Origin of the sequence: Sphingorhabdus sp. EL138 (assembly GCF_900258045.1) — a bacterium.
GTDB lineage: Bacteria > Pseudomonadota > Alphaproteobacteria > Sphingomonadales > Sphingomonadaceae > Parasphingorhabdus.
The window spans coordinates 290,289-310,205 of sequence record NZ_OGVD01000004.1 but is presented as its reverse complement, the minus strand read 5'-3'; the positions used below and the strand labels follow the sequence as shown (position 1 = coordinate 310,205).

Here is a 19,917-nt window from a genome sequence, read left to right as displayed (position 1 = left end):
GCGAGACTAGCGAATTGCCAAAGTCACGCAATGATGATCAGAGGGCGATCAGGAAGCCGCCATTTTCAGCGTCGGATATTTCGATACGATATGATCAAATACCGCTGGATGCAGGGCCTGAACAAATTCACAGCCATAATAGTCACCCTCTACCCAGCAAATTTTGCTTTCTATCGCGGCAAAGGAGGGCAAGCCCATGAATATATTCTTTTCGCCGGTCAACCGGGTCATACAACGCATGCGAAACCCGGACAGCGACAGGTCGATAATCATCGCTTCAACCCGGCCCAATCCCGGTTCGCGGACTTCAGCAGAAATCTCAACCCCGGCACGCGTGGAAACCCGGTGGTCACCGCGCTTGATGCGCTTTCCTTGCAGACCTTTTACATTGCTGTCGCTCATGAAATTCCGAACCTGAAAATGACAAGATGATATTGCTGTCGATGATTTCATATATTTTTAAAACCAACCGACATCTTGTCTTATTCAAATACCAGTAGATGATTAGGCAAAGGTTAACAGCTCCCCTGTTTTGCATGGTTAATGCCCTTGGGTGATACCCGCTTAATTTACCGGTTTTCTGTGGTTTTTTGCCGTTAACCAGCACTGGCCTTTCAAAGACCTGTCAAGATGCGTCGGCCGCAAACTGCTTTCCTACACATGTTTTCATATGATAGATTTCATCCGGCTCATTCTCAATTCTGAATAAATTTCCGTTCCACAAAATGATGTGTGAATTGTGTGAACTTTGGACAGCTGGATATAGAAAACTGTCCTATTGGTCGCGCTCAGCATGAGCGCTTTGCAGGTGAGGAAAAATACGTGTGAACTGTGTGAACTTTGGACCCTCAACCGCACAAAATCAGAGCATTAACCCGACCCGCAATCGGTTTGACAGAGATCGGCCTCTTCATCCTCCAACTCGATCTGGATTGTGATATGGTGAATTGCGAACCGTTTCTTCATGGATGTCTGCACGTCCGCCAGAAACCCTTTGCCGGGATGGCCGCCCGGAATGACCAGATGCGCTGTCATCGCCGTTTCACTGGTGCTCATCGGCCAGATATGCAGATCATGCACAGTTTCTACACCGGGGAAATCTGATAGAGCGTCAAAAACCTCTTCCACATCAATATCCCGCGGAACACCTGCCAGGGACATACGCACGGCTTCCGATAGTAACCCCCAAGTGCTCCAAAAGATCAACGCAACGATGAACAGGCTGATCAAGGGGTCGATCCAGTTAAATCCGGTATAGAAAATCGCAATCCCGCCAACGACGACACCGGCTGAAACACCTGCATCTGCCATCATATGCAGAAACGCGCCGCGAATGTTGATGTCTTCCTTCTGCCCGCGGAGGAACAGCATCGCGGTTCCGAAATTGATAATGATGCCGATAGAGGCAACGATGATGACAGTCGTGGAGGCTACTTCGCTGGGGGCACTGAACCTCTCGATCGCTTCCCAAGCAATTGCGCCGCAAGCGACCAGCAGAAACAGTCCATTGAGTAAAGCGGCCAATATGGACGACCCACCAAGACCATAGGTAAACTGTCTGCTCGGCGGCCGCTTGGCAAGCTCCGCTCCAGCCCATGCGACAGCGAGTCCCAATACGTCGGAAAGGTTGTGACCGGCATCGGCGAGCAAGGCCATCGAGCCTGACAGCACCCCGTAAGTTACCTCGATTATGATGTAGATGATATTGAGCGTAATGCCGAGTGCGAACGCGCGGCTAAAATTCGTCGGCATATGGCCGTGCGGGCCATGGCGATCATGATGGCTGTGGAAAATATGTCCGTGATGATGGTGGTGGCCGGACATCCGCGCTCCGATAAATTACTCAATGACTAGTCATTAAATACACGGATTTATCAGAGCGGTCTATGGTTATTATTCAATGTTTTCTGTATGTTATATCATATGGGCGATATTATCTCTGCAATTAGTCGACAATCAGGCCGATGGCGAGATAGATAATGATCGCAGAACCGAAGCCAAAGATCGTTGCGAGTACGAAGATGATACGCAGCAGATTGGCGTCCATGCCGCTCCAGTTTGCAAGGCCGGAACATACGCCCATCAGCTTGCCATTGGCCTTGTCGAGTTTCAGTTTATTTTTCACAGGATTATTCTTCCGTTTGTTTGATGAAATGGGTTCAGGCCAGCTGGTTGGCGTGGAACCGGTGGATTTGTTCTTGTCCGCCATCAGATCACCATTGAACCGGCGTTGTTGATGGCTGGAGCGATGCTGGCGCTCACAAAAATCGCAGCTGAGAAAAGAGCGGCAAAGCCGGCAAGAAACTTATTTTGGAGTTCGTAGGTCATGATATTTCCTTTCAGGGGGTTTGGAGAAAAATTAGATTACCAGAGAGCCGGCATTGTTGATCGCTGGTCCAACGCTGGCACCGATGAAGACAGCGGCAGAAACGAAAGCGGCGAAAGCGGCGGTGATATTGTTTGAAACATTGGCGAACATTTTTGATTTCCTTCTAATTTAAAAACTGGGCTTCGCGGTTGTGTTGGCGAAGATGTCTCATACGTTGCACAAGCCGTGCCAGTTTCATGTTCTTCTTATATTTCATATACTTATGTCGATTCACCATCAATTGTAAAATTGTCTAAAACCACTATTTGGTGTCATTTACTAACCTTTAGCATTATGTGAATAAGATATGAACAAGCCTACCTCAGCTTGCGAATTTTCTTCTCATCATATCGCTGCACGGCTAGGAGTGACGTCCTGTCATGACGATTTCCCGGCTCACCCTGCAAAATTTCAGAAACTATCCGCAGCTGCGCTTGGAGACTACGCCCGGCTTTGTCGTGCTGAGTGGCGAAAACGGGGCCGGAAAGACCAATATACTGGAAGCGGTATCGCTACTCTCGCCGGGGCGTGGCTTACGCCGAGCGGCACTTAAAGACATCGCCTTTGAAGGCGGTGCTGGCGACTTCGCGGTGGCGGCCGAACTGGACGATGTTCAACTGGGCACCGGCACCAGCGCAGAATATCCGGAGCGCAGGAAAACGCGCGTCAATGGCGCCGCCGTACCCACTAATGATCTGGCGCAATGGCTATCAATATTATGGCTGACCCCCGCAATGGATCGCCTGTTCATGGAAGGTGCCTCGGGACGGCGTAACTTTCTGGATCGTCTTGTCACCGCGCTGGAGCCTGATCATGCCCGCAACTGCACGCGCTATGATGCCGCGAGGCGCGAGCGCAATCGGTTGTTGGCCGACGAATATATGCCGGATGCGGAATGGCTGGACGCGCTGGATGGGCAGCTTGCGAACTTTGGCAGCACTCTGGCAGAAGCCCGTTTCCGTATTACAGAGGCTTTGAACAAGGCCCTTGCGATGACCGATAACGGACTCTTCGCTGCAGCCCGACTCAATCTGGATGATGACGAGCTGCGCAACCAGTCAGCTTTGTTGGAGGCACTGAGGGCAAGCCGCCAGGCAGACCGGGCCGCGGGGCGCACATTGAAAGGACCACACCGCGCTGACCTGACCGTCTTTCACCGAACAAAGGACCAAGCGGCGGAAAAATGCTCAACCGGAGAGCAGAAAGCTCTGCTTTTCTCGATCATATTGGCACATGCCGACCTTATCACCGAACAGAGAGGGAGCCGCCCGATCCTGTTGCTAGATGAAGTGGCGGCCCATCTGGATCCCCGACGCCGCGCAACCCTGTTCGGGCAGCTTGCAGAGAAAGGCGGGCAAGTCTGGCTAACCGGCACCGAACCGGGATTATTTGAAGATGTGCCCGATCACGCCATGCATTTCCAGGTCGCCGAGGGCAGAGTTACAAAGCGTTAACCAATTATTTTAGCCAGGAATTTGCGCCTTTCACGTAGATCGGCTCCATGCAGATCGCTGTCAAAAATATCACGTCAGACAGGCTGGTTGAGCTCCTCAAGAAACTGGGCGGTGCGATCATACCTATCTTGCTGGTGCTGCAGGCAATATTATTCCCTGCCATGGCTCGTGCGGCTGACGGTTCGCAATCAGCATATTTGCAATGCGTTCCCTTCGCCCGCGAACAGAGCGGTATCCAGATTTACGGCGACGCCCATACGTGGTGGCGACAGGCACGCTTTGCTTATGAGCGCGGTAATGTTCCACAGCTCGGCGCGGTCCTCTCACTCAAGAGCCATGGCAAAATGCGGCTAGGTCATGTTGCTGTTGTTAGCCAGATTATTGATGACCGTAACATTTTGCTGGACCACGCCAACTGGTCCCCGATTAACGGTCGTCGCGGACAGATTGAACGCAGCGTTGCCGCCGTTGATGTTTCGCCAAATGGAGACTGGAGCCGCGTAAAGATCTGGTATGCGCCGATTGGGGCGCTCGGCAAAACTGCCTATCCAGTGAATGGGTTTATCTATCCCAATGAGAAATCAAGCGATTTTCGGAAAAATGTGGGCAGACAATGGGCTGCGACAACTGCCGTTCACCAGCCCAGGGCGCCCAACCGCAATCTTTTTGCCCGAAACATGAAGTCCGAACTGGAACAGCAGGCACAACGGGAACAGCTGGCAGATAACCGGTTAGATGACGCTCAGCCAACCGATCTCATCGGAGAATTGCTGGACAGAGTGGGCAGCTAAAGCCAGAACGGCTGCAGTGCCATCCGCGCTGGAGCAAAAGATGAATGACAATCCCCCCATCTGCCTTATCATTTTAGCTGGCGGTATGTCTCGCCGTATGGGCCGGGAAAAAGCGACTATCCGACTTGACGGACAGCGGTTGATCGACCGGGCCATAGCACGATACCAGCCTTCGGTAGACCGGATATGGCTATCAGCGCCCGATGATTTTCATACCGGCCTCGATATCATCTCGGATGATCCCGATATGCCGGGCGGCCCGGTTGGTGCAATTTTTACGATTGCTGCGCAATTGCCAATATTGTGCGCGGAGGCGACAGGCTTCGTTACAATACCGGTAGATGCACCTTTTGCGCCTGATGATATCATATCGCGACTAAGCTCGGTTTCCGGCTGCTCAGTTGCGCAAGGCCCTAGACGCCTGCACCCGGTTTTTGGCTACTGGCGCTGCGATATCGTCAATAGTGTGCGGGGAACACATGATGTCGGCGAACGATCTCCATCGCTGCACTGGCTGGTCCGGCAATGTGATGCGAAGTTGGTAACATGGCATGATGAAGACGCATTTATCAACATCAACACGCCTGAGGATCTGGCTGCTGCGGAAACCCAAATATAAAAGCCGGCGCATGAGGGGGTGCACCGGCTTTCATTTTCACTGCCTGACAGAGGAACACTGTCCCTCCGCGACCCATTATTTCAGGCGGCGAATTTCTTTTTTGGTCATTGATGTCATCAACTTGCCATCGGTTTTGGTCAGTGTTTCAGCCTGAACCCGGCGCACTTTGCCTTTGTAGATGACCAGTACATCGCCGTCATCAGCAACACGGTTGACCTTGGCAACGCTCGAACCCGAAGCATCATAGAGGCGATCATTACGTTCTGCGTCAGCGGCAAATGCTGCAGGAGCCGTCAGCGAAAGCGCGGCTGCTCCGAGGATGATAGAAGTAAACTTGTTCATAGTGGATCTCCAATGAGAGTTAGGGAGGATGCAAAACCAGTATGCTTACATAAAAGTAAGTTGCAATGTGAAATGTTGCACCCGCGAGTTGCATTTTTGCAATTGACCTGCGTTTATTGCAAAAAGTGCGAGCCCCGTAATATTGTTGCGCAACTGGCCAATGTTGTGCCAACCTTCTGGCAATGATCACTATGGGGTATTTTATGAAACGCTTGGTTTATCTATTCGCGCTTGCCGCATTGCCGGCTTCGGTACACGCACAAGACAGCAAAGAAGCTGAAATCCTTATGGGAATTGATGCGCGTTATGATGAAACCGCCAGCGTGGCTCGTCAAATCTGGGAATGGGCAGAAGTCGGCTATCAAGAAGAAAAAGCCAGCGGCCTGCTGCAACAAAGCCTGCGCGCGCAGGGATTCCAGATTGAGGCGGGCGTAGCAGAAATCCCGACTGCCTTTGTTGCAGAATATGGCAATGGCGGTCCGATCATTGCCATCCTCGCTGAATTTGATGCCCTGCCCGGCATTAATCAGGACGCCGTTGCGACAAGATCGCCCATCGCGGGCAAAGACGCTTCTCACGCTTGCGGTCATAATCTGTTCGGGGCAGGATCGGTGGAAGCCGCTATTGCCGTGAAGAAATGGCTCGACGAGACCGGGACTCCGGGAACGGTTCGACTCTACGGAACACCGGCCGAAGAAGGTGGCAGCGGCAAAGTCTACATGGTTAGAGCGGGCTTGTTCGACGATGTTGATTTCACCCTCCACTGGCATGCTGATGACGAAAATTCGGCGGCTGCACGGACCACATTGGCCAATCGGTCTGCCAAATTCCGTTTCAAAGGCGTGTCTGCTCACGCGGCTGGTGCTCCGGAAAAAGCGAGATCTGCGCTGGACGGCGTCGAGGCATTCAACCTTATGATCAACATGATGCGCGAGCATGTGCCGCAGGATTCGCGTATCCACTATGTCATTACCGAAGGCGGTACTGCGCCCAACGTCGTACCTGATTTCGCCGAAGTTTTTTACTATGTCCGTCACCCCGATCCGGACGGCGTTGATGCGATATGGAAACGCCTGGAAGATGCCGCCCGCGGCGCTGCATTGGGCACTGGTACCAAAGTCGATTGGGAGGTCATTCACGGTAACAACCCGTTGCTTGTCAACGAACCGTTGGCCAAAATGGTGGATGCCAAATTACGGCAGATTGGCGGCATAACCTATACGCCCGAAGAGCAAAAATTCGCCGAGCGCATATATGCCAGCTTCAACAATCCGAAACTGAAACTCGGCAGTGAGGCCGAGATACAGCCCTATGATGTGACCCTTGGTTATGGCTCTACCGACGTAGGTGATGTGTCTTATGCCACCCCGACGGTCGGCCTGAGCACCGCAACCTGGGTTCCGGGAACCTCTGCCCATAGCTGGCAGTCGTCGGCAGCCAGCGGCATGTCGATCGGGTTCAAAGGCACGCAGGTGGCTGCAAAAACACTGACCCTTGCCGCAATTGAGCTTTATACCAATCCCGAGTTGCGGGCCGAAGCCAAGGCCGAATTCGATAAAGCACGGGGTCCGGATTATAAGTATAAGTCGCTGTTGGGTGACCGAAAACCACCGCTCGATTATCGCAAGTAGGAAGCCGTAGAGTCGACTGCGCCCTTTACCATAGATTCTATCGACGTCGGTCAAATCCGAAGGGACGTGCTTTTTTTGGGTTCTGAGACCGCTCAACGGCCGGAAGACGAATTGGTTATCCAACGTCTTCAGACTATTGTGGATCTATGGCTTTGCCTATCCCCCTTCGTCCATTGGCGCGGCGTATACGTCATCGCTTCAGCACCTATGGCCTTTCACAACTTTCCCGGACGATATTACGGGAAGGGTTGACCTACCTCGCTCCGGCCAAGTTGATAAGGATCGAGGACGCGCTGAAATCAGTCAGCCGCGTCGAAGGAGACTTTGCCGAGTTTGGAGTGGCCCTGGGCGGTTCAGCCATTCTCATTGCCAGTCAGCGTGAAAATCGCCAGTTTCATGGCTTTGACGTTTTTGGCATGATCCCCGAACCGACCTCTGAGAAAGACGATCATAAATCGAAATCCCGGTACGAAACCATTAAATCAGGAACATCGCGCGGTATCGGTGGCGAGTCCTACTATGGTTACAGGGACGATTTATTCTCGGACGTCAAAGACAGTTTTGCCCGCCATGGGCTAACGGTCGGTAAAAATGGTATTTTTCTGCATAAAGGCTTGTTCGAAGATACATGGTCAGGCGCTAATGTGGACAGACTGGCCTTTGCGCATGTCGATTGCGACTGGTACGAACCTGTCGCCTATTGCCTGAAGTCTATTGCGGCGAAGCTGAGTCCGGGCGGCGTGATTGTGATTGATGATTTTCACGATTACGGCGGCTGCCGAACAGCAGTTGAAGAGTTCCTATCCCTCAACCCCCCCTATGTTTTTGAAGACGGCCCCAATCCGATTTTGCGGCGCCAAGCCTGACTCTGCAGATCGGATCGGGGCCGTCTAATTTACTCCCACCAATAAGCTGACCGTTTCCGTGCTCCGGTCACGACTTCGTTCATAGTCACCGGATCGTACATCCGGCCATTGACCATGACGCGGTGGATTTTGTCACTGTTGCGGATATCGACGGTCGGGTCGGCGTCCAGTACAACCAGATCGGCGAGCTTACCGGCTTCCAGCGATCCAATCTCATCAGCCATGCCAAGTGATTTGGCGGAATCAATCGTACCGGACCGCAGCGCCTGTAACGGCGACATGCCGCCACGAACGAAGGACCAAAGTTCCCAATGGGTCGCGATACCGGCTTGTTGACCGTGCGCACCGATGGATACCAACACACCCTTGTCCGCCAGCTTCTTGGCTTCGCGGGCATTATCGTCATCGACAAAATCCTCTTCCGGTGCCTTGGTCCGGCGCACGTTAGCAGCGGCCAACTGTTTCGGCGGCGTGTGTGTTAGCAGCGGATGCTTGAACACATCGGTCGCCTGCCGCCAATATGGGTCACCGGCGAGACCACCATAGCTGACCACTATTGTAGGTGTGTAGTTGGTCTGTGATTGCGAGAACATTTGGATGACATCGTCGTAGAAAATATCCAGCGGGATATTATGTTCCAGCGTAGAGTTGCCGTCAGCAATCAATGCCATATCCATGCCATAGAGCGATCCGCCCTCTGCCACGACCAGCATGTTCTCCTGACGCGCGGCTTCGACAACCTGCTGACGCTGTTCCCGGCGTGGCTGATTATAATTTTTGACGCTGCTGCCTCCCTGCGCCTTCAGCCGCCGGACATGGTCCAGCGCATCATCGAGATTGTTGATCTCCGCATAAACGCGCGGCGCTTTTGCTCCATATACAATCTCACCGGTTGAGAAGATACGTGGCCCGATCAATTGGCCGGCCCGCTGCATTTCTGCTGCCACAAAAATCTCGCTCGCCCTGCTGGACGGGTCATGAATGGTCGTGGTGCCCAGTGCCAGATTCTGCATCAGTGACCAGTTTTGCTGCGGGACCAATTCATCCGTTCCCTGAGCGCCATGGGCGTGCGCATCGATATATCCGGGCACAATGGTTTTGCCTGTGACATCAACCACGGTTGCCTCAGCTGGAACGGCAATACTGCCACGCCCCCCGATAGAGATGATCTTGTTGTCCTTGACGACAATCGTGCCATCCTCAACGACCCCGCCCTGATCATCAGCCATCGTGATCAACCGCGCGCCGATCAAAGCGACCACCCCAGCGGGCTTGTCGGCGGCGACAATTCGCTCCAGCGAGACGCCGCTGGTTGGCGGAGTGAATTTCGGTGCGTCTTTCCCTGCTGGCGCATTGGGAAAAAGAGCGCTGGTCTTCGCGGTAAAGACTTGCGGTCCAATGCTCCAATGGAGTTGCTGCCCGTTTTGCGACCAGTGTATGTAGTCCGCCCCGCCCTTGCTGACTCGGATTACCGGCAGCGACTTGCTGTCCGGAGCAACTGCAACGGCCTGCGTACCGGGAAGCAGAGGCATGACAAACACTTCATAATTCTGGCGGAAAGCGACATATTGCCCGTCTGGTGACACTATATAGTCATTAGCCAATTCGCCGGTTGCATGGGTGCGCTTCGCTTCGCCTTTAAGGTCGCTGCTCATCAACACACGTTTATTGTCTTTCTGCGCCATCATGAACAGACGGTCGCTGTTCGCGCCATATTGGGGTCCTGCAGCCCCCTTTGCGACACGTTCGGGTGTGCCGCCCGATGCAGCGACACGGTACACGCCATCTTCCACTGAATAGTCGGGGGAGGTTAGATATCCGCCGCCCTGCATTTCGAAAATGATCGTGCGGCCATCAGGGGAGAAATGCGGTCGGGCGTAATGACCGGGCCGATTGGTCACGACACGAGCCGATCCGCCGGAAGCACTCACCGTCTTGATCCGACCAAGGTTGCTATCGGTCCACTCGACAAAAACAATCGACCGGCCATCACGGGACCAGGACGGGAAAAGCTCGCGTTGGCCATTGCTGCGGGTCAGGCGCCTTGCCGCACCACCACCCATTGACTTGATGTAAAGTTGCCCAAGGCTTTCAAACACAACCTGTCGGCCGTTAGGCGAAACTTCAGCAAAGCGCGGCATCTTTGTGGTGAAGCTATCGGGCGCTACAGTAATTTTAGGATGCGGAGCATCTGCAATGCCGCGCGTGTCATTGATAGCAAACGGGATGATCGATGCACCGGAACCATCGGCGGCAACCTTGCGGATTTTTCCGCCGGCCCAAAAGACAATACTACGACTGTCCGGTGTCCAATCCATGTTGGGATAAACCCCGGTGACAGCCCATGTCTCCTGCACATCCTGATCCAGATCGTTATAGACCTTGCGCTCTATTCCGGTGGCGAGGTCTTTTACATAAAGCTTGGACTTCGCCCGCTCACGCCGGACAAAAGCAATGCTCTTGCCATCTGGCGATGGTGTTGGCCGCACTGACCCACCGAGACCCGATACAGCGGTCGTAATCTCACCGGTTTCCAAGTCATATTCCTCGATATTGAACAGGTCCGTATTGGAATCCTGCGCATAGATAAACTGACCACCAGGCGTGATATTGCGAGTATAATAAAGCGACTTGCCATCGGGGGCATAAATAGGCTCGCCCAGCTCTTTTTGGTGCTGCTCATTAGGCTTTTTCACCAGAACAACCCCTGCTCCGCCCGAAACATGGTAGACCCAGACTTCCCCGGTTCCGAGTGACCGGCCGGTGGTGAAATGTTTCTTGGCAATGATATACCGGCCGTCGGGGCTCCAGCTCGGCTGATAGAGCAGGCGGAATTTCTCTTTTGTTACCTGCCGCTTGTCGCTGCCATCGCGGTTCATAATCCAGATATTGTCGCCACCGCCACGGTCCGAGGTAAAGGCGATACGTTTCCCGTCAGGAGAGAAACGCGGCTGCACTTCCCACGCTAGCCCTTCAGCAATACGAGTGGGCGTTCCACCTGCCATCGGCATCGTATAAATATCGCCAAGCAGCGCAAAAGCGATGCTATTGCCGTCGGGACTGACATCGACATCAATCCAGCTGCCTTCATCGGTCTTGATCGGCACCTGCTTGATGGTTGCACCTTTTGGAGCGTTAACGTCCCAATTTTCCTCTTTGGATTTGTCATCAGACGATTGTGCATGCACCTGCCCAGCAAGAGAAATGGCAGCAAGCGCCGTAATCAGACGATATTTCATGGAGGACTCCCTTAGGCTTTATTTTATGTCGTAGGTTAACAACAAAATTAGCCGGATGAACAGAGAAACTTCATACTCGACAAAACCACCCGCTGGTTTCGATGATGGACCTCACAGCTTTATTGGATTACAAGGCTTTACATGGGGCTATTCAGGTGGGGAACATGACGGGGGCCAGCCAGCACTATCGATATGTCGCCGCAGCGGCGAGTGTGACGATGCTGCTGATGTCGGGCTGCGCGAGCAAGCCTTTAACCGGCCAATCACAGCAAGTCGCCTCCCCCATGGCCGAGCCGAAGCCCGCTGCCCTTCCTCCTCCCCCTCCGCCGCCGCCTCCCGTAGCGGTGGCCAAACCACGCCCGCGTCCCGCGCAGAAGAGAATAGTTGACAAGGTCGGATCGAAAGCCGGGAAGACAGTCAAACGCTCCATCAGGACCGGATCATTATCAGGGCTGTTTAAGGGAGGTCCCAAAATCCCCAGATATCCCGTCTGGCCCCCTGAAACGCCGTCCTCGCGCGTCAGCCTTGACCGCTTCATCAAGGGTCGGGCAAATTTGTCACTTCACGATGCCGGTCAGAAGCTTAAGGCGGCTTTCGAGGATGCAGGCTATCTTGAATATAGTTATTTTTCTGCGCCGGGCGGCTTTGTTCTGGTCACCCGTATTGAAAAAATTAGCGCCAAGGGCGATCCGCTGCCTGGTACGGAACGCTATACCTTGCCCAGTCAGCGCAATTCCGATTCCCTGACAAGTTTCGTCAGAGGCCTGTTCCTTGACGCGCCTCCGGGATTCTATCGCTATATTGCCGTGGTCGTCAGCGACACTCCCTATCAAACCAGCCGCCGGTCACTGTCCAGCACCGAAGCACAGAGAAGGCTCAGCGCTGGCAGCAATAATCTTTCGACCGCCTATAAAAAAATCGCTTTCACGGGCGATCACAATGTTGAGGCGTTGATTTATGAGTTCACTAAAAACTCCCGCACCGGCAAGGTACGGATGATCGCACCCGGCCGTTTAACTCCGCGCATCCACTTGGCGAAGACGAAGCTCAACATGACCATCGCGGCCAATTTCAAGCGTTGAAGACCATGCGCATATTCCTCAGTTACCGCCGCGATGACAGCCGGGATGCCACAGCGCGACTGGCGGACCGGCTAGCCGACCTGCCGGGCGTTAAGTCGGTGTTTCTAGACGTGGAATCGATTGCGGCTGGCGAGGCTTTTCCAGACCGTTTGCGCAGTGCAATGGCCGAGGCCGATATCTGCCTCGTCCTCATCGGTGACAAATGGCTGGGGCAGACGATAAAAGGCGCACGACCGCGCATATCCAACGAGAATGATTTTGTGCGCATGGAAGTGGCAGAGGCGCTGCGCCTCGGCAAACGGGTGATCCCCGTTCTGCTCAACGAGGCCGATATGCCGACGCGGGATCAGTTGCCTGAGGAGCTTCACCCGTTACTGGATCGCAACGCGCTGTTCGTGCGGCATATTTCCTTTAGCCAGGACGTCGAGATCTTGAACGATGCGATCTTCCATAGTCAAACGGCCCCGCGGCTTGGGAAACGAAAGCAATGGACGGTTGCTAATATCGGCCTGCGCCTGCTGGGTGGATTGGCAATGGCAGTCATCCTTTTGCTCATCATCGGCCTCATCAGCTTTTCGTTGAGCGGCGGACAATCGCTGGAAACGCTGCTCGGCGGGCGGGCGGGTCTCGGCCTGTTGGTTCTGGCGATCCTTGGCCTGTGTCAGGCCTTGTCCTTTGGCGTCATCCGCCTTCCACTTCGTCGAACCTGAAACATCGCTCCAGAAACTCGCTCAACGGCGGTCATTTTCAGCTGCCATAGTCAGCATCGAGCGCGCGTGACGCATTGCAACAGTCTGATGGTCTTGCCCGTAACCTCCACCCAGGGCGCTGGCGACCGGGACTTTTCTGCCTCGTGCCTGTGCGATAACAAAGCGCTCGCGCGCTGCAAGACCTTCATCAGTCAGGGCGAGACGCCCCAGCCGGTCATTGACATGGGGATCGACCCCGGCTTGATAGAGGACCAGATCCGGACGAAAATCATCTAGCAACGCCGGGAGATGCTTTACCAGCTTCGCCAAATATCGTACATCGTCCGTGCCATCTTCCAGTCCGATATCCAGAGTGGATTGGGCCTTGCGCACCGGGAAATTCCTCTCAGCATGGACAGACACGGTCATAATGTCGCTACGCCCGGCCAAGAGTGAAGCCGTGCCATCTCCCTGATGCACATCCAGATCGAGGATCAATATCCGTCCGGCATCGCCCTCCGCGATCAGCCGGTTGGCACTCACCGCCAGATCATTGAACACACAATAGCCGGCCCCGGTATCAGCCAGCGCATGATGACTGCCCCCTGCACTGTTGGCCGCATAGCCATGGTCCAGCGCCAGTTTCGCGGCCAGCCATGTCCCGCCAGAGGTAAATCGCACCCGCCGCGCGATCTCTTGCGAAACCGGAAAGCCGATCCGCCGTTCTTTCTCATGAGGCACCACAGCAGACAAAACCTGATCAACATATTCCGGGTCATGTACGGCTTCGAGCCATTCACGTTCCATCGCATGCGGCGCGTAAACGGTGTACCGGTCTGACAACTGTTTCACTGCGTCCATGACCAGCCGGTATTTGTCGAAAGCAAAACTGCCGCGTGTGGGCGCCGGCGCGACATAGTCACCATGATGAACGACATGCAACATGCGGCATGTGTTAGAACAACGCATGCAAAAATGACACTGTCCCCATCGGCGTATCGGGATTAAAGCCGAAATCACCTACGACATATTGACCGACGTTTTCCAAAAATGAAAAGACACGATCATAGCCAGTAAGCGCAAATCGCCGGAAAAAGGGCTCGCTGTACCCAGCGGACGCTTGTCGCGCTTTGCCCGCTTCGGGACCATGGCAACGGCAATTGGCGGAGGCATGTTGCTGGAGGGAGCAAAACGTCTGGCCGAAGGCGAACGTCCGAAGATCAGCGACATGCTGCTTACGCCTGGCAACGCGATTAAACTGACCAACCAGCTAGCCAATCTGCGCGGTGCGGCGATGAAACTGGGGCAGATGCTGTCGATGGATGCCAGCGATTTCCTTCCGCCAGAACTGTCCGAAATTCTTGCCCGACTGCGCGCCGATGCGCAATATATGCCTCAAAAGCAGTTGCTTAAAGTGATATCCTCTCAATATGGGTCAGATTGGCAAGACCGGTTTGAAGATTTCCAGATGAGGCCTGTTGCCGCCGCTTCCATCGGTCAGGTCCATCGCGCCACCACGGCTGATGGCCGCGATCTTGCTATCAAGGTCCAATATCCCGGCGTACGGGAAAGCATTGATAGCGACGTCGATAATGTCGCATCGCTTATCAACCTGTCCGGTGTCGTGCCCAAATCACTCGACATCGCCCCGATGCTCTCGAAAGCCAAGCTGCAGCTGCATCAGGAAGCGGATTATGAGCAGGAAGCGGCCTATCTCAAACGCTTTGGCAAGTTGCTGAAAGATGCACCGGACTTTCAGGTACCGGCATTGCACAAAGATCTCACGACCGGTCATGTCCTCGCCATGTCCTACATTGATAGCGCGCCTATCGAGTCCATGGCGTCTGCATCCCAAAGGGAACGCAACCGCATCATCAAACTGCTATTCAGCCTGATGCTCCGCGAACTGTTTGAATTTCGGTTGATGCAAACTGATCCTAATTTTGCCAACTATCGCTATAATCACGAAACGCGGCAACTCGTGCTGCTAGACTTTGGTGCGACCCGTGCCGTGCCGAAACGTGTCGCCAATCAATATCGCAAGCTGGTGATCGCCGGAATGGCCGGCGATCGCGAGGCAGCCCAGAAAGCAGCGATCAAAATCGGCTTGTTCGATGACAGCGCAGCGGACCATCATCAGGAGGCCATCATGGACATGTTCGAGATGGCCATGGCGCCGTTGCGTAAAAAAGGTCCAATAGACTTTTCCGACAATGCAATCGCGCAGGATCTGCGCGACGAAGGGATGCGTTTTGCGGCGGCCCGCGATTTCTGGCATGTCCCGCCGGTTGATACGGTTTTCATTCACCGCAAATTTGGCGGTGTCTACATGCTGGCCAACCGTCTGAAAGCAAAAGTCGATGTCGGCCCGTTGCTGAAAGACTATCTCTAAGCAACAAGTACTAGACTGGCATCAGGCGATAGATCGGATATGTCCCATAGCCTTTGGCAAACTCGACATTCCCGACATAGCGGCATTTGAACCGGTCAGACGCCTCCAGAATCAGGATCGCGGCGAAAGGTTCCGTCACAAACACCGCGCCAGGCGGAGTAACCGGTTCAATCCGCGCGGCGCGTGAGACTTCAGTACCATAAAAGGTCGTTTTACCAGTGATCAGATCCTTAGTCTGATAGGCGGGTCCATAATGGACGCCGATCCTCATGCCGCTGCTTTCGGAAAGCCCCAGCAGGCCATAGTCAAAATCCTGCAAAGTTTCTTGCAGGGCCAGCGCAATCTCGGCAGCAACCGGCGCATCCGGGGTGATTGCCAACACCGCATCTCCCCAGCTGTTCTTCGCCAGAACCTGGTCCGGATAATTGTCCAGCACTGCTCCCATCCGTCCCATTACACCTTGCCAGAAGGCCGGCAGTGCCGCTTCCGCAAGTTTCGAGAAACCCGGAAAGTCGGTGAACAAAAACGCCGCCAGACCGCGGCCCAGGTCATCTGTATCAGGTTGTTCGGGCCAGCTCAGATTGCGATCAATTGCGTCCGGTGCGATAACTGTAGTGACGCCGCCATAGTCACTCCAAGCCTTGACATCGGCACCGGTTCCGGCGGGTCCGTCAACCGCCACCCCATCCCACAAAGCCAATTGCTGCGGAGATGTACCGAGATAATCCGCCCGCAATTTCGCCATGCCCATGGCGACTTTGCTGGCATAACCAAATTGTGCCGGATCACCGACATAGTTCATTTCCGTCGCGAAATGCACGCTGGTAGCCGATTCCAGACAATGTTCGAACCGCCCAAGCCATCCCTCACCAGCAGGTATGACAGACTGCTCGATAAAATCTTCCTTTAGAAATGGCAGCGTCAGATGCAGTTCCCCACCGCGTGCCAACATCGCTTCCGCCGCCAATATGTCAGCACCGGCCGCCAAGGAGCCGTAAGCAAAATCGCCATTCTGCTTGTTCAGAAATTCGTCAATCCGGTTCCGCAAAGCCGCCTCGGTTGCCGCATCTTCAAGAAACATATGACCGCAATAATGAACGACGGTGGGCGGCGATATCGGGGCGAGCACAGCATTTTCCCGATCAGCATCCAGCCCCAATGTTCGGGCCAGCAATGCAAGTTGGCGATTGGTGCTCGACTTTGCACCGCTATTGGCATCGGGCAACTGGCTCGCCATGTATAGTGCAGCGGCAGCCTCATCGACCCGCTCGTTGATCAACAGGGCTTCGGCCAGTGTCGCCGCATCATAATAGTCTTTCGGGTTCGATATTTCCTTGAGTGCAATGATTGAAGAAGCCAGCGCCTGTGCCTGTTTCTTGCGCCCGCTTATCAGGGCAAGACTGGCAGCATTGATGCCTGGATAAGCGTCACCACTATCCTCATAAATCTTGGTATAAGCCCGGTAGGCGGACAACAGCGCTTCATCACGATCATCACCATCCGGCATCGCCAGCGCCGCATCTTTCAATATTCGCGCAGCAATTGAACGATGATGCGCATTGGCCGAACTGTGCAGACCATATTCTTCATATAGTTCCATCGCCTGCGGCCCATCGCCCATACGAGCGAGCGTCAGCACCAGCAAGTGTCGCAATTCTGCCGATGTATCACCCTTATCGATCGCCACGCGGGCAAGATCGTAGGCCAGCAACAAATTTCCTTTGTCGATGGCTTTTTTGGTTTCAGTTAAGCTTGCCCCCATGCAATCCCTCCTAGTTAAGTTTTGCAAATGCCGCAAATTATGGCTTTAGTCACTATCTTGGGTATAAGCTCCGCTATGTGATTGGGAACGCATGACGGCTACGCCGGAGGGGAACGGGGAAATATGGGGCAAGAACCAGCGACTCAGCTGTTTATCAGCCATCATTCCAGTAAATTGCCTGTCGCGCTGGAACTCGAAAAATCTCTGGCCAAATATGGCGTGACCTGTTGGCTGGCCCCCCGCGATGTTGAACCCGGCGAGGCATTCGATATGGCGATAAAACGCGCCATTGATCAAAGCTGTGCAACGCTGCTTCTCTTCTGCAGCAAGTCAGACAAAAGTCCCCATGTGAAGCGCGAGCTGATCCTGGCAGATTCGTCACGAAAGGCCATTATTCCCGTACGGCTCGAAGAACTTGCCCCGGATGAACTGGCTTATCATCTTGCCAGTTCGCAGTGGATCGACTGGCTCGAACAGCGCGAGAGCACAATTGAACGGGTTGCTGCCAAGGCGCATCAACTTGCTGGCACGGTCCAGAAAACCATGACCGTCGATGATCTGATCGAACATAGCGGCAATGACGAGGCGAGCGCAGCCGAAGCTCCAGAGCCGGAACCGGATCCGGAGCCCGAACCCGAGCCTGAGCCGGTTTATGAAGACTATGATGATTGGGAACCTGAAAAGTCACAAACCAATTGGCTGCCGATTGTCGGTATCGCCGGGCTTTTCGTGGCTGTAGTCGCTGGCTTCCTGATCTGGACCACCATGAGTGCGGACGAGCCTTTGCCACCGGTTGATCCTGTCGAAAATCCCGCCGAACCGGTGGACGACGATATGGCCGAAGAACCGGACCCTGAACCAGTAGCAAAACCGGTCGCTCCAAAACCGCTGCCGCCCGACGGGCCGAGTTTTGATTGTGCCAAAGCGTCGCAGCGGATTGAATTTCTAATCTGCAACACCCCGGAACTTGCCAAGCTCGACCGGACCTTGTCGTCCGTTTACAAGAACGCAATGTCCGCTGCCGGCCCAAATGCTCCCAGGCTTCAGCGACAACAACGCGCATGGCGCACCGAAACACGAGACACCTGTCCTGACACCGCTTGTGTTGCCACGATTGTTCGGGAACGGATCGCAATTTTGCGAGCCATTGCTGCTGGTAATCTGGACGTACCCCGGGACCCACCCAGACCGGAATTCAGAAGCCAGTTTAGCGATGCTTTCAACGATGATGGTGAGCGCGCTTTCGAGGAAAATATAGCGCGCCCTGTCGAACGAAGTCCTAATTAAACAAAGGGTGTCTCCGGAGGTCATTGCATGTCAAACAGATGCGTAATGGCAGGACTTGAAACCACCGCGGGAACCGGAACAGCGATGTCCAGTCGCTATCCCAACTATGTACTTGGCGTATTGTTCATCGTCACGATGCTCAACTTCCTTGATCGTCAGATCATTTCCATTTTAGCTGAACCAGTAAAGCGGGATCTAGGTCTAAGCGATACGCAAATCGGGCTGATGACCGGACTCTCATTTGCGATTTTTTATACCACTCTCGCCATCCCGGTAGCTGCTCTGGCCGACAAGTGGAACCGCAGCCGCATTATAGCCATAGCCATAGCCATCTGGTCCGCCATGACCGTTGCCTGCGGCCTCGCGACCAATTTCATTCAGCTTTTTCTGGCCCGTGTCGGAGTCGGCATCGGGGAAGCAGGTTCGGCGCCCGCTTCCCATTCGCTGATTGCCGATCTGTTCCCGCCTGAACGTCGCGCGGGCGCTCTGGGCATATTGGGCATGTCGGTGCCAATAGGTGCATTTATCGCCTATGCTGGCGGCGGCTGGATTGCCGAAAATTTCAGCTGGCGCGTAGCTTTTTTGATGGCCGGGTTACCAGGGATCATCATTGCGGTGGTAATCTGGTTCACGGTTCCCGATCCGCGCGGCAACGTGTCATTGGCTGCGGCTTTCAAACCTGACCCAAGCAAAACCAAATTGAAGGACGCGTTGATCGAACTGTCTTCCAAGCCCGCTTACTGGCACCTAGTTGCGGCTGGCGTGCTGGTGCAGTTTGTCTCCTATGGGTTGGCAAGCTTCTATGGCGGTCTGTTCGTCCGGGTCCATGAAATCGGCTATGGCGAACTGGGTTGGAAACTTGGCGTCATGGTTGGTATATCAGGCGGGTTCGGCGCATGGCTCGGTGGCCGCGCTGGTGACTATTTTGGCAAGCTGCGCCCGACGCTGCCGCTGCTCGTCGCAGCGTTGGTCATGGTGGTTTCAGCTCCGGGGATGATTTGGGCCATATATGGACCAAGCGCCAATATCGCAGTGATGTTGCTGGCTATCCCGACCTTTGCCGCGACCTTTTACTATGGTCCCAATTTTGCCGCGCTGCAAAAACTGGCCAGTGACGAAACCCGCGCCATGGCGGTGGCGATCTATCTGCTCATCGCGGGTATTATCGGTCTGGGCGTCGGGCCGGTATTTGTCGGCATCCTGTCAGATACGTTTGCCAACGAACTCGGCGAGGCCGCCGCGCTTCAGCGTGCCCTTGCGATTCTGGCGCTTTTCAACATCTGGGCCGGCTTTCATTTTTGGCGCGCGACACGTTCGATGCCCGACTGACCTTCACGGCACCCAATACCACTCCAACAAAATCGGTCATTTCCACTTTAACGGTTTCACTTCGCC

General features: G+C 54.3%; 17 protein-coding genes. 10 read left to right on the top strand and 7 right to left on the bottom strand.

The genetic code is table 11. The annotated features are described in order from the left end of the window. Positions 1–48 precede the first annotated feature (48 nt). The 3 genes from DK507_RS11300 to DK507_RS18095 form a co-directional block, all read right to left on the bottom strand. On the bottom strand, positions 49–402 hold the full coding sequence (locus DK507_RS11300) for a PilZ domain-containing protein (RefSeq protein ID WP_162559018.1): 354 nt from the start codon (positions 400–402) through the stop codon (positions 49–51). A 468-nt stretch (positions 403–870) separates the two neighbouring features. Beyond that, positions 871–1,824 carry a cation diffusion facilitator family transporter gene (locus tag DK507_RS11295; RefSeq protein ID WP_109356497.1) on the bottom strand — a complete coding sequence of 318 codons (954 nt, stop codon included), beginning with the start codon at positions 1,822–1,824 and terminating at the stop codon, positions 871–873. A gap of 121 nt (positions 1,825–1,945) precedes the next feature. After that, a complete protein-coding gene (locus tag DK507_RS18095) occupies positions 1,946–2,209 on the bottom strand; it encodes a PspC domain-containing protein (protein WP_109356496.1) in 264 nt (87 codons plus the stop codon). Between the two features lie 539 nt (positions 2,210–2,748). On the opposite strand from DK507_RS18095, the gene recF reads away from it, so the two are divergent. From recF to DK507_RS11275, 3 genes are read left to right on the top strand one after another with little or no spacing between them, the layout of a single operon-like run. Then, positions 2,749–3,822, top strand: a complete 1,074-nt coding sequence (gene recF, locus DK507_RS11285) for a DNA replication/repair protein RecF (RefSeq protein WP_109356495.1) — start codon at positions 2,749–2,751, stop codon at positions 3,820–3,822. Between the two features lie 47 nt (positions 3,823–3,869). After that, entirely contained in the window at positions 3,870–4,613 is a 744-nt protein-coding gene (locus DK507_RS11280) for a CHAP domain-containing protein (protein ID WP_254054355.1), read from the top strand. Between the two features lie 40 nt (positions 4,614–4,653). Beyond that, the gene (locus DK507_RS11275) at positions 4,654–5,232 is read left to right on the top strand and encodes a molybdenum cofactor guanylyltransferase (RefSeq protein ID WP_162559017.1); all 579 of its coding nucleotides are present in this window, start codon (positions 4,654–4,656) and stop codon (positions 5,230–5,232) included. Between the two features lie 75 nt (positions 5,233–5,307). Here the strand turns inward: DK507_RS11275 and DK507_RS11270 are convergent, their stop codons facing one another. Then, positions 5,308–5,574, bottom strand: coding sequence for a hypothetical protein (locus tag DK507_RS11270; RefSeq protein WP_109356493.1), 267 nt, complete (start codon positions 5,572–5,574; stop codon positions 5,308–5,310). Positions 5,575–5,777: 203 nt separating this feature from the next. Here DK507_RS11270 and DK507_RS11265 point away from each other — a divergent pair, with 203 nt between their 5' ends. Together DK507_RS11265 and DK507_RS11260 are read left to right on the top strand one after the other, a co-directional pair. Beyond that, on the top strand, positions 5,778–7,205 hold the full coding sequence (locus DK507_RS11265) for an amidohydrolase (protein ID WP_109356492.1): 1,428 nt from the start codon (positions 5,778–5,780) through the stop codon (positions 7,203–7,205). 146 nt (positions 7,206–7,351) lie between these two features. Continuing rightward, positions 7,352–8,071, top strand: coding sequence for a TylF/MycF/NovP-related O-methyltransferase (locus DK507_RS11260; RefSeq protein ID WP_109356491.1), 720 nt, complete (start codon positions 7,352–7,354; stop codon positions 8,069–8,071). A gap of 29 nt (positions 8,072–8,100) precedes the next feature. Here DK507_RS11260 and DK507_RS11255 read toward each other — a convergent pair whose 3' ends face one another. Further along, the gene (locus DK507_RS11255; protein ID WP_109356490.1) at positions 8,101–11,310 is read right to left on the bottom strand and encodes an amidohydrolase family protein; all 3,210 of its coding nucleotides are present in this window, start codon (positions 11,308–11,310) and stop codon (positions 8,101–8,103) included. A 101-nt stretch (positions 11,311–11,411) separates the two neighbouring features. Here DK507_RS11255 and DK507_RS11250 point away from each other — a divergent pair, with 101 nt between their 5' ends. Together DK507_RS11250 and DK507_RS11245 are read left to right on the top strand one after the other, a co-directional pair. Continuing rightward, positions 11,412–12,392, top strand: a complete 981-nt coding sequence (locus tag DK507_RS11250) for a hypothetical protein (RefSeq protein ID WP_162559016.1) — start codon at positions 11,412–11,414, stop codon at positions 12,390–12,392. Between the two features lie 5 nt (positions 12,393–12,397). Continuing rightward, positions 12,398–13,102 carry a toll/interleukin-1 receptor domain-containing protein gene (locus DK507_RS11245; protein WP_109356488.1) on the top strand — a complete coding sequence of 235 codons (705 nt, stop codon included), beginning with the start codon at positions 12,398–12,400 and terminating at the stop codon, positions 13,100–13,102. 21 nt (positions 13,103–13,123) lie between these two features. Here the strand turns inward: DK507_RS11245 and DK507_RS11240 are convergent, their stop codons facing one another. Further along, the gene (locus tag DK507_RS11240; RefSeq protein WP_109356487.1) at positions 13,124–14,026 is read right to left on the bottom strand and encodes a histone deacetylase; all 903 of its coding nucleotides are present in this window, start codon (positions 14,024–14,026) and stop codon (positions 13,124–13,126) included. A gap of 202 nt (positions 14,027–14,228) precedes the next feature. Here DK507_RS11240 and DK507_RS11235 point away from each other — a divergent pair, with 202 nt between their 5' ends. Next, the gene (locus DK507_RS11235; RefSeq protein ID WP_109356486.1) at positions 14,229–15,473 is read left to right on the top strand and encodes an AarF/ABC1/UbiB kinase family protein; all 1,245 of its coding nucleotides are present in this window, start codon (positions 14,229–14,231) and stop codon (positions 15,471–15,473) included. A gap of 10 nt (positions 15,474–15,483) precedes the next feature. Here DK507_RS11235 and DK507_RS11230 read toward each other — a convergent pair whose 3' ends face one another. Continuing rightward, complete coding sequence (locus DK507_RS11230; protein WP_109356485.1) at positions 15,484–17,235, bottom strand: adenylate/guanylate cyclase domain-containing protein; 1,752 nt, start codon at positions 17,233–17,235, stop codon at positions 15,484–15,486. Between the two features lie 123 nt (positions 17,236–17,358). Here DK507_RS11230 and DK507_RS11225 point away from each other — a divergent pair, with 123 nt between their 5' ends. Together DK507_RS11225 and DK507_RS11220 are read left to right on the top strand one after the other, a co-directional pair. Next, positions 17,359–18,522 carry a TIR domain-containing protein gene (locus tag DK507_RS11225; protein ID WP_109356484.1) on the top strand — a complete coding sequence of 388 codons (1,164 nt, stop codon included), beginning with the start codon at positions 17,359–17,361 and terminating at the stop codon, positions 18,520–18,522. Between the two features lie 45 nt (positions 18,523–18,567). Then, the gene (locus DK507_RS11220; protein WP_162559015.1) at positions 18,568–19,851 is read left to right on the top strand and encodes an MFS transporter; all 1,284 of its coding nucleotides are present in this window, start codon (positions 18,568–18,570) and stop codon (positions 19,849–19,851) included. Positions 19,852–19,917: the final 66 nt, after the last annotated feature.

Bases quoted from the DNA above. Each gene is read 5' to 3' on its own strand.
- DK507_RS11300 (WP_162559018.1), bottom strand. From the start codon at position 402: ATGAGCGACAGCAATGTAAAAGGTCTGCAAGGAAAGCGCATCAAGCGC.
- DK507_RS11295 (WP_109356497.1), bottom strand. From the start codon at position 1,824: ATGTCCGGCCACCACCATCATCACGGACATATTTTCCACAGCCATCAT.
- DK507_RS18095 (WP_109356496.1), bottom strand. From the start codon at position 2,209: ATGGCGGACAAGAACAAATCCACCGGTTCCACGCCAACCAGCTGGCCT.
- recF (WP_109356495.1), top strand. From the start codon at position 2,749: ATGACGATTTCCCGGCTCACCCTGCAAAATTTCAGAAACTATCCGCAG.
- DK507_RS11280 (WP_254054355.1), top strand. From the start codon at position 3,870: ATGCAGATCGCTGTCAAAAATATCACGTCAGACAGGCTGGTTGAGCTC.
- DK507_RS11275 (WP_162559017.1), top strand. From the start codon at position 4,654: ATGAATGACAATCCCCCCATCTGCCTTATCATTTTAGCTGGCGGTATG.
- DK507_RS11270 (WP_109356493.1), bottom strand. From the start codon at position 5,574: ATGAACAAGTTTACTTCTATCATCCTCGGAGCAGCCGCGCTTTCGCTG.
- DK507_RS11265 (WP_109356492.1), top strand. From the start codon at position 5,778: ATGAAACGCTTGGTTTATCTATTCGCGCTTGCCGCATTGCCGGCTTCG.
- DK507_RS11260 (WP_109356491.1), top strand. From the start codon at position 7,352: ATGGCTTTGCCTATCCCCCTTCGTCCATTGGCGCGGCGTATACGTCAT.
- DK507_RS11255 (WP_109356490.1), bottom strand. From the start codon at position 11,310: ATGAAATATCGTCTGATTACGGCGCTTGCTGCCATTTCTCTTGCTGGG.
- DK507_RS11250 (WP_162559016.1), top strand. From the start codon at position 11,412: ATGATGGACCTCACAGCTTTATTGGATTACAAGGCTTTACATGGGGCT.
- DK507_RS11245 (WP_109356488.1), top strand. From the start codon at position 12,398: ATGCGCATATTCCTCAGTTACCGCCGCGATGACAGCCGGGATGCCACA.
- DK507_RS11240 (WP_109356487.1), bottom strand. From the start codon at position 14,026: ATGTTGCATGTCGTTCATCATGGTGACTATGTCGCGCCGGCGCCCACA.
- DK507_RS11235 (WP_109356486.1), top strand. From the start codon at position 14,229: ATGGCAACGGCAATTGGCGGAGGCATGTTGCTGGAGGGAGCAAAACGT.
- DK507_RS11230 (WP_109356485.1), bottom strand. From the start codon at position 17,235: ATGGGGGCAAGCTTAACTGAAACCAAAAAAGCCATCGACAAAGGAAAT.
- DK507_RS11225 (WP_109356484.1), top strand. From the start codon at position 17,359: ATGGGGCAAGAACCAGCGACTCAGCTGTTTATCAGCCATCATTCCAGT.
- DK507_RS11220 (WP_162559015.1), top strand. From the start codon at position 18,568: ATGGCAGGACTTGAAACCACCGCGGGAACCGGAACAGCGATGTCCAGT.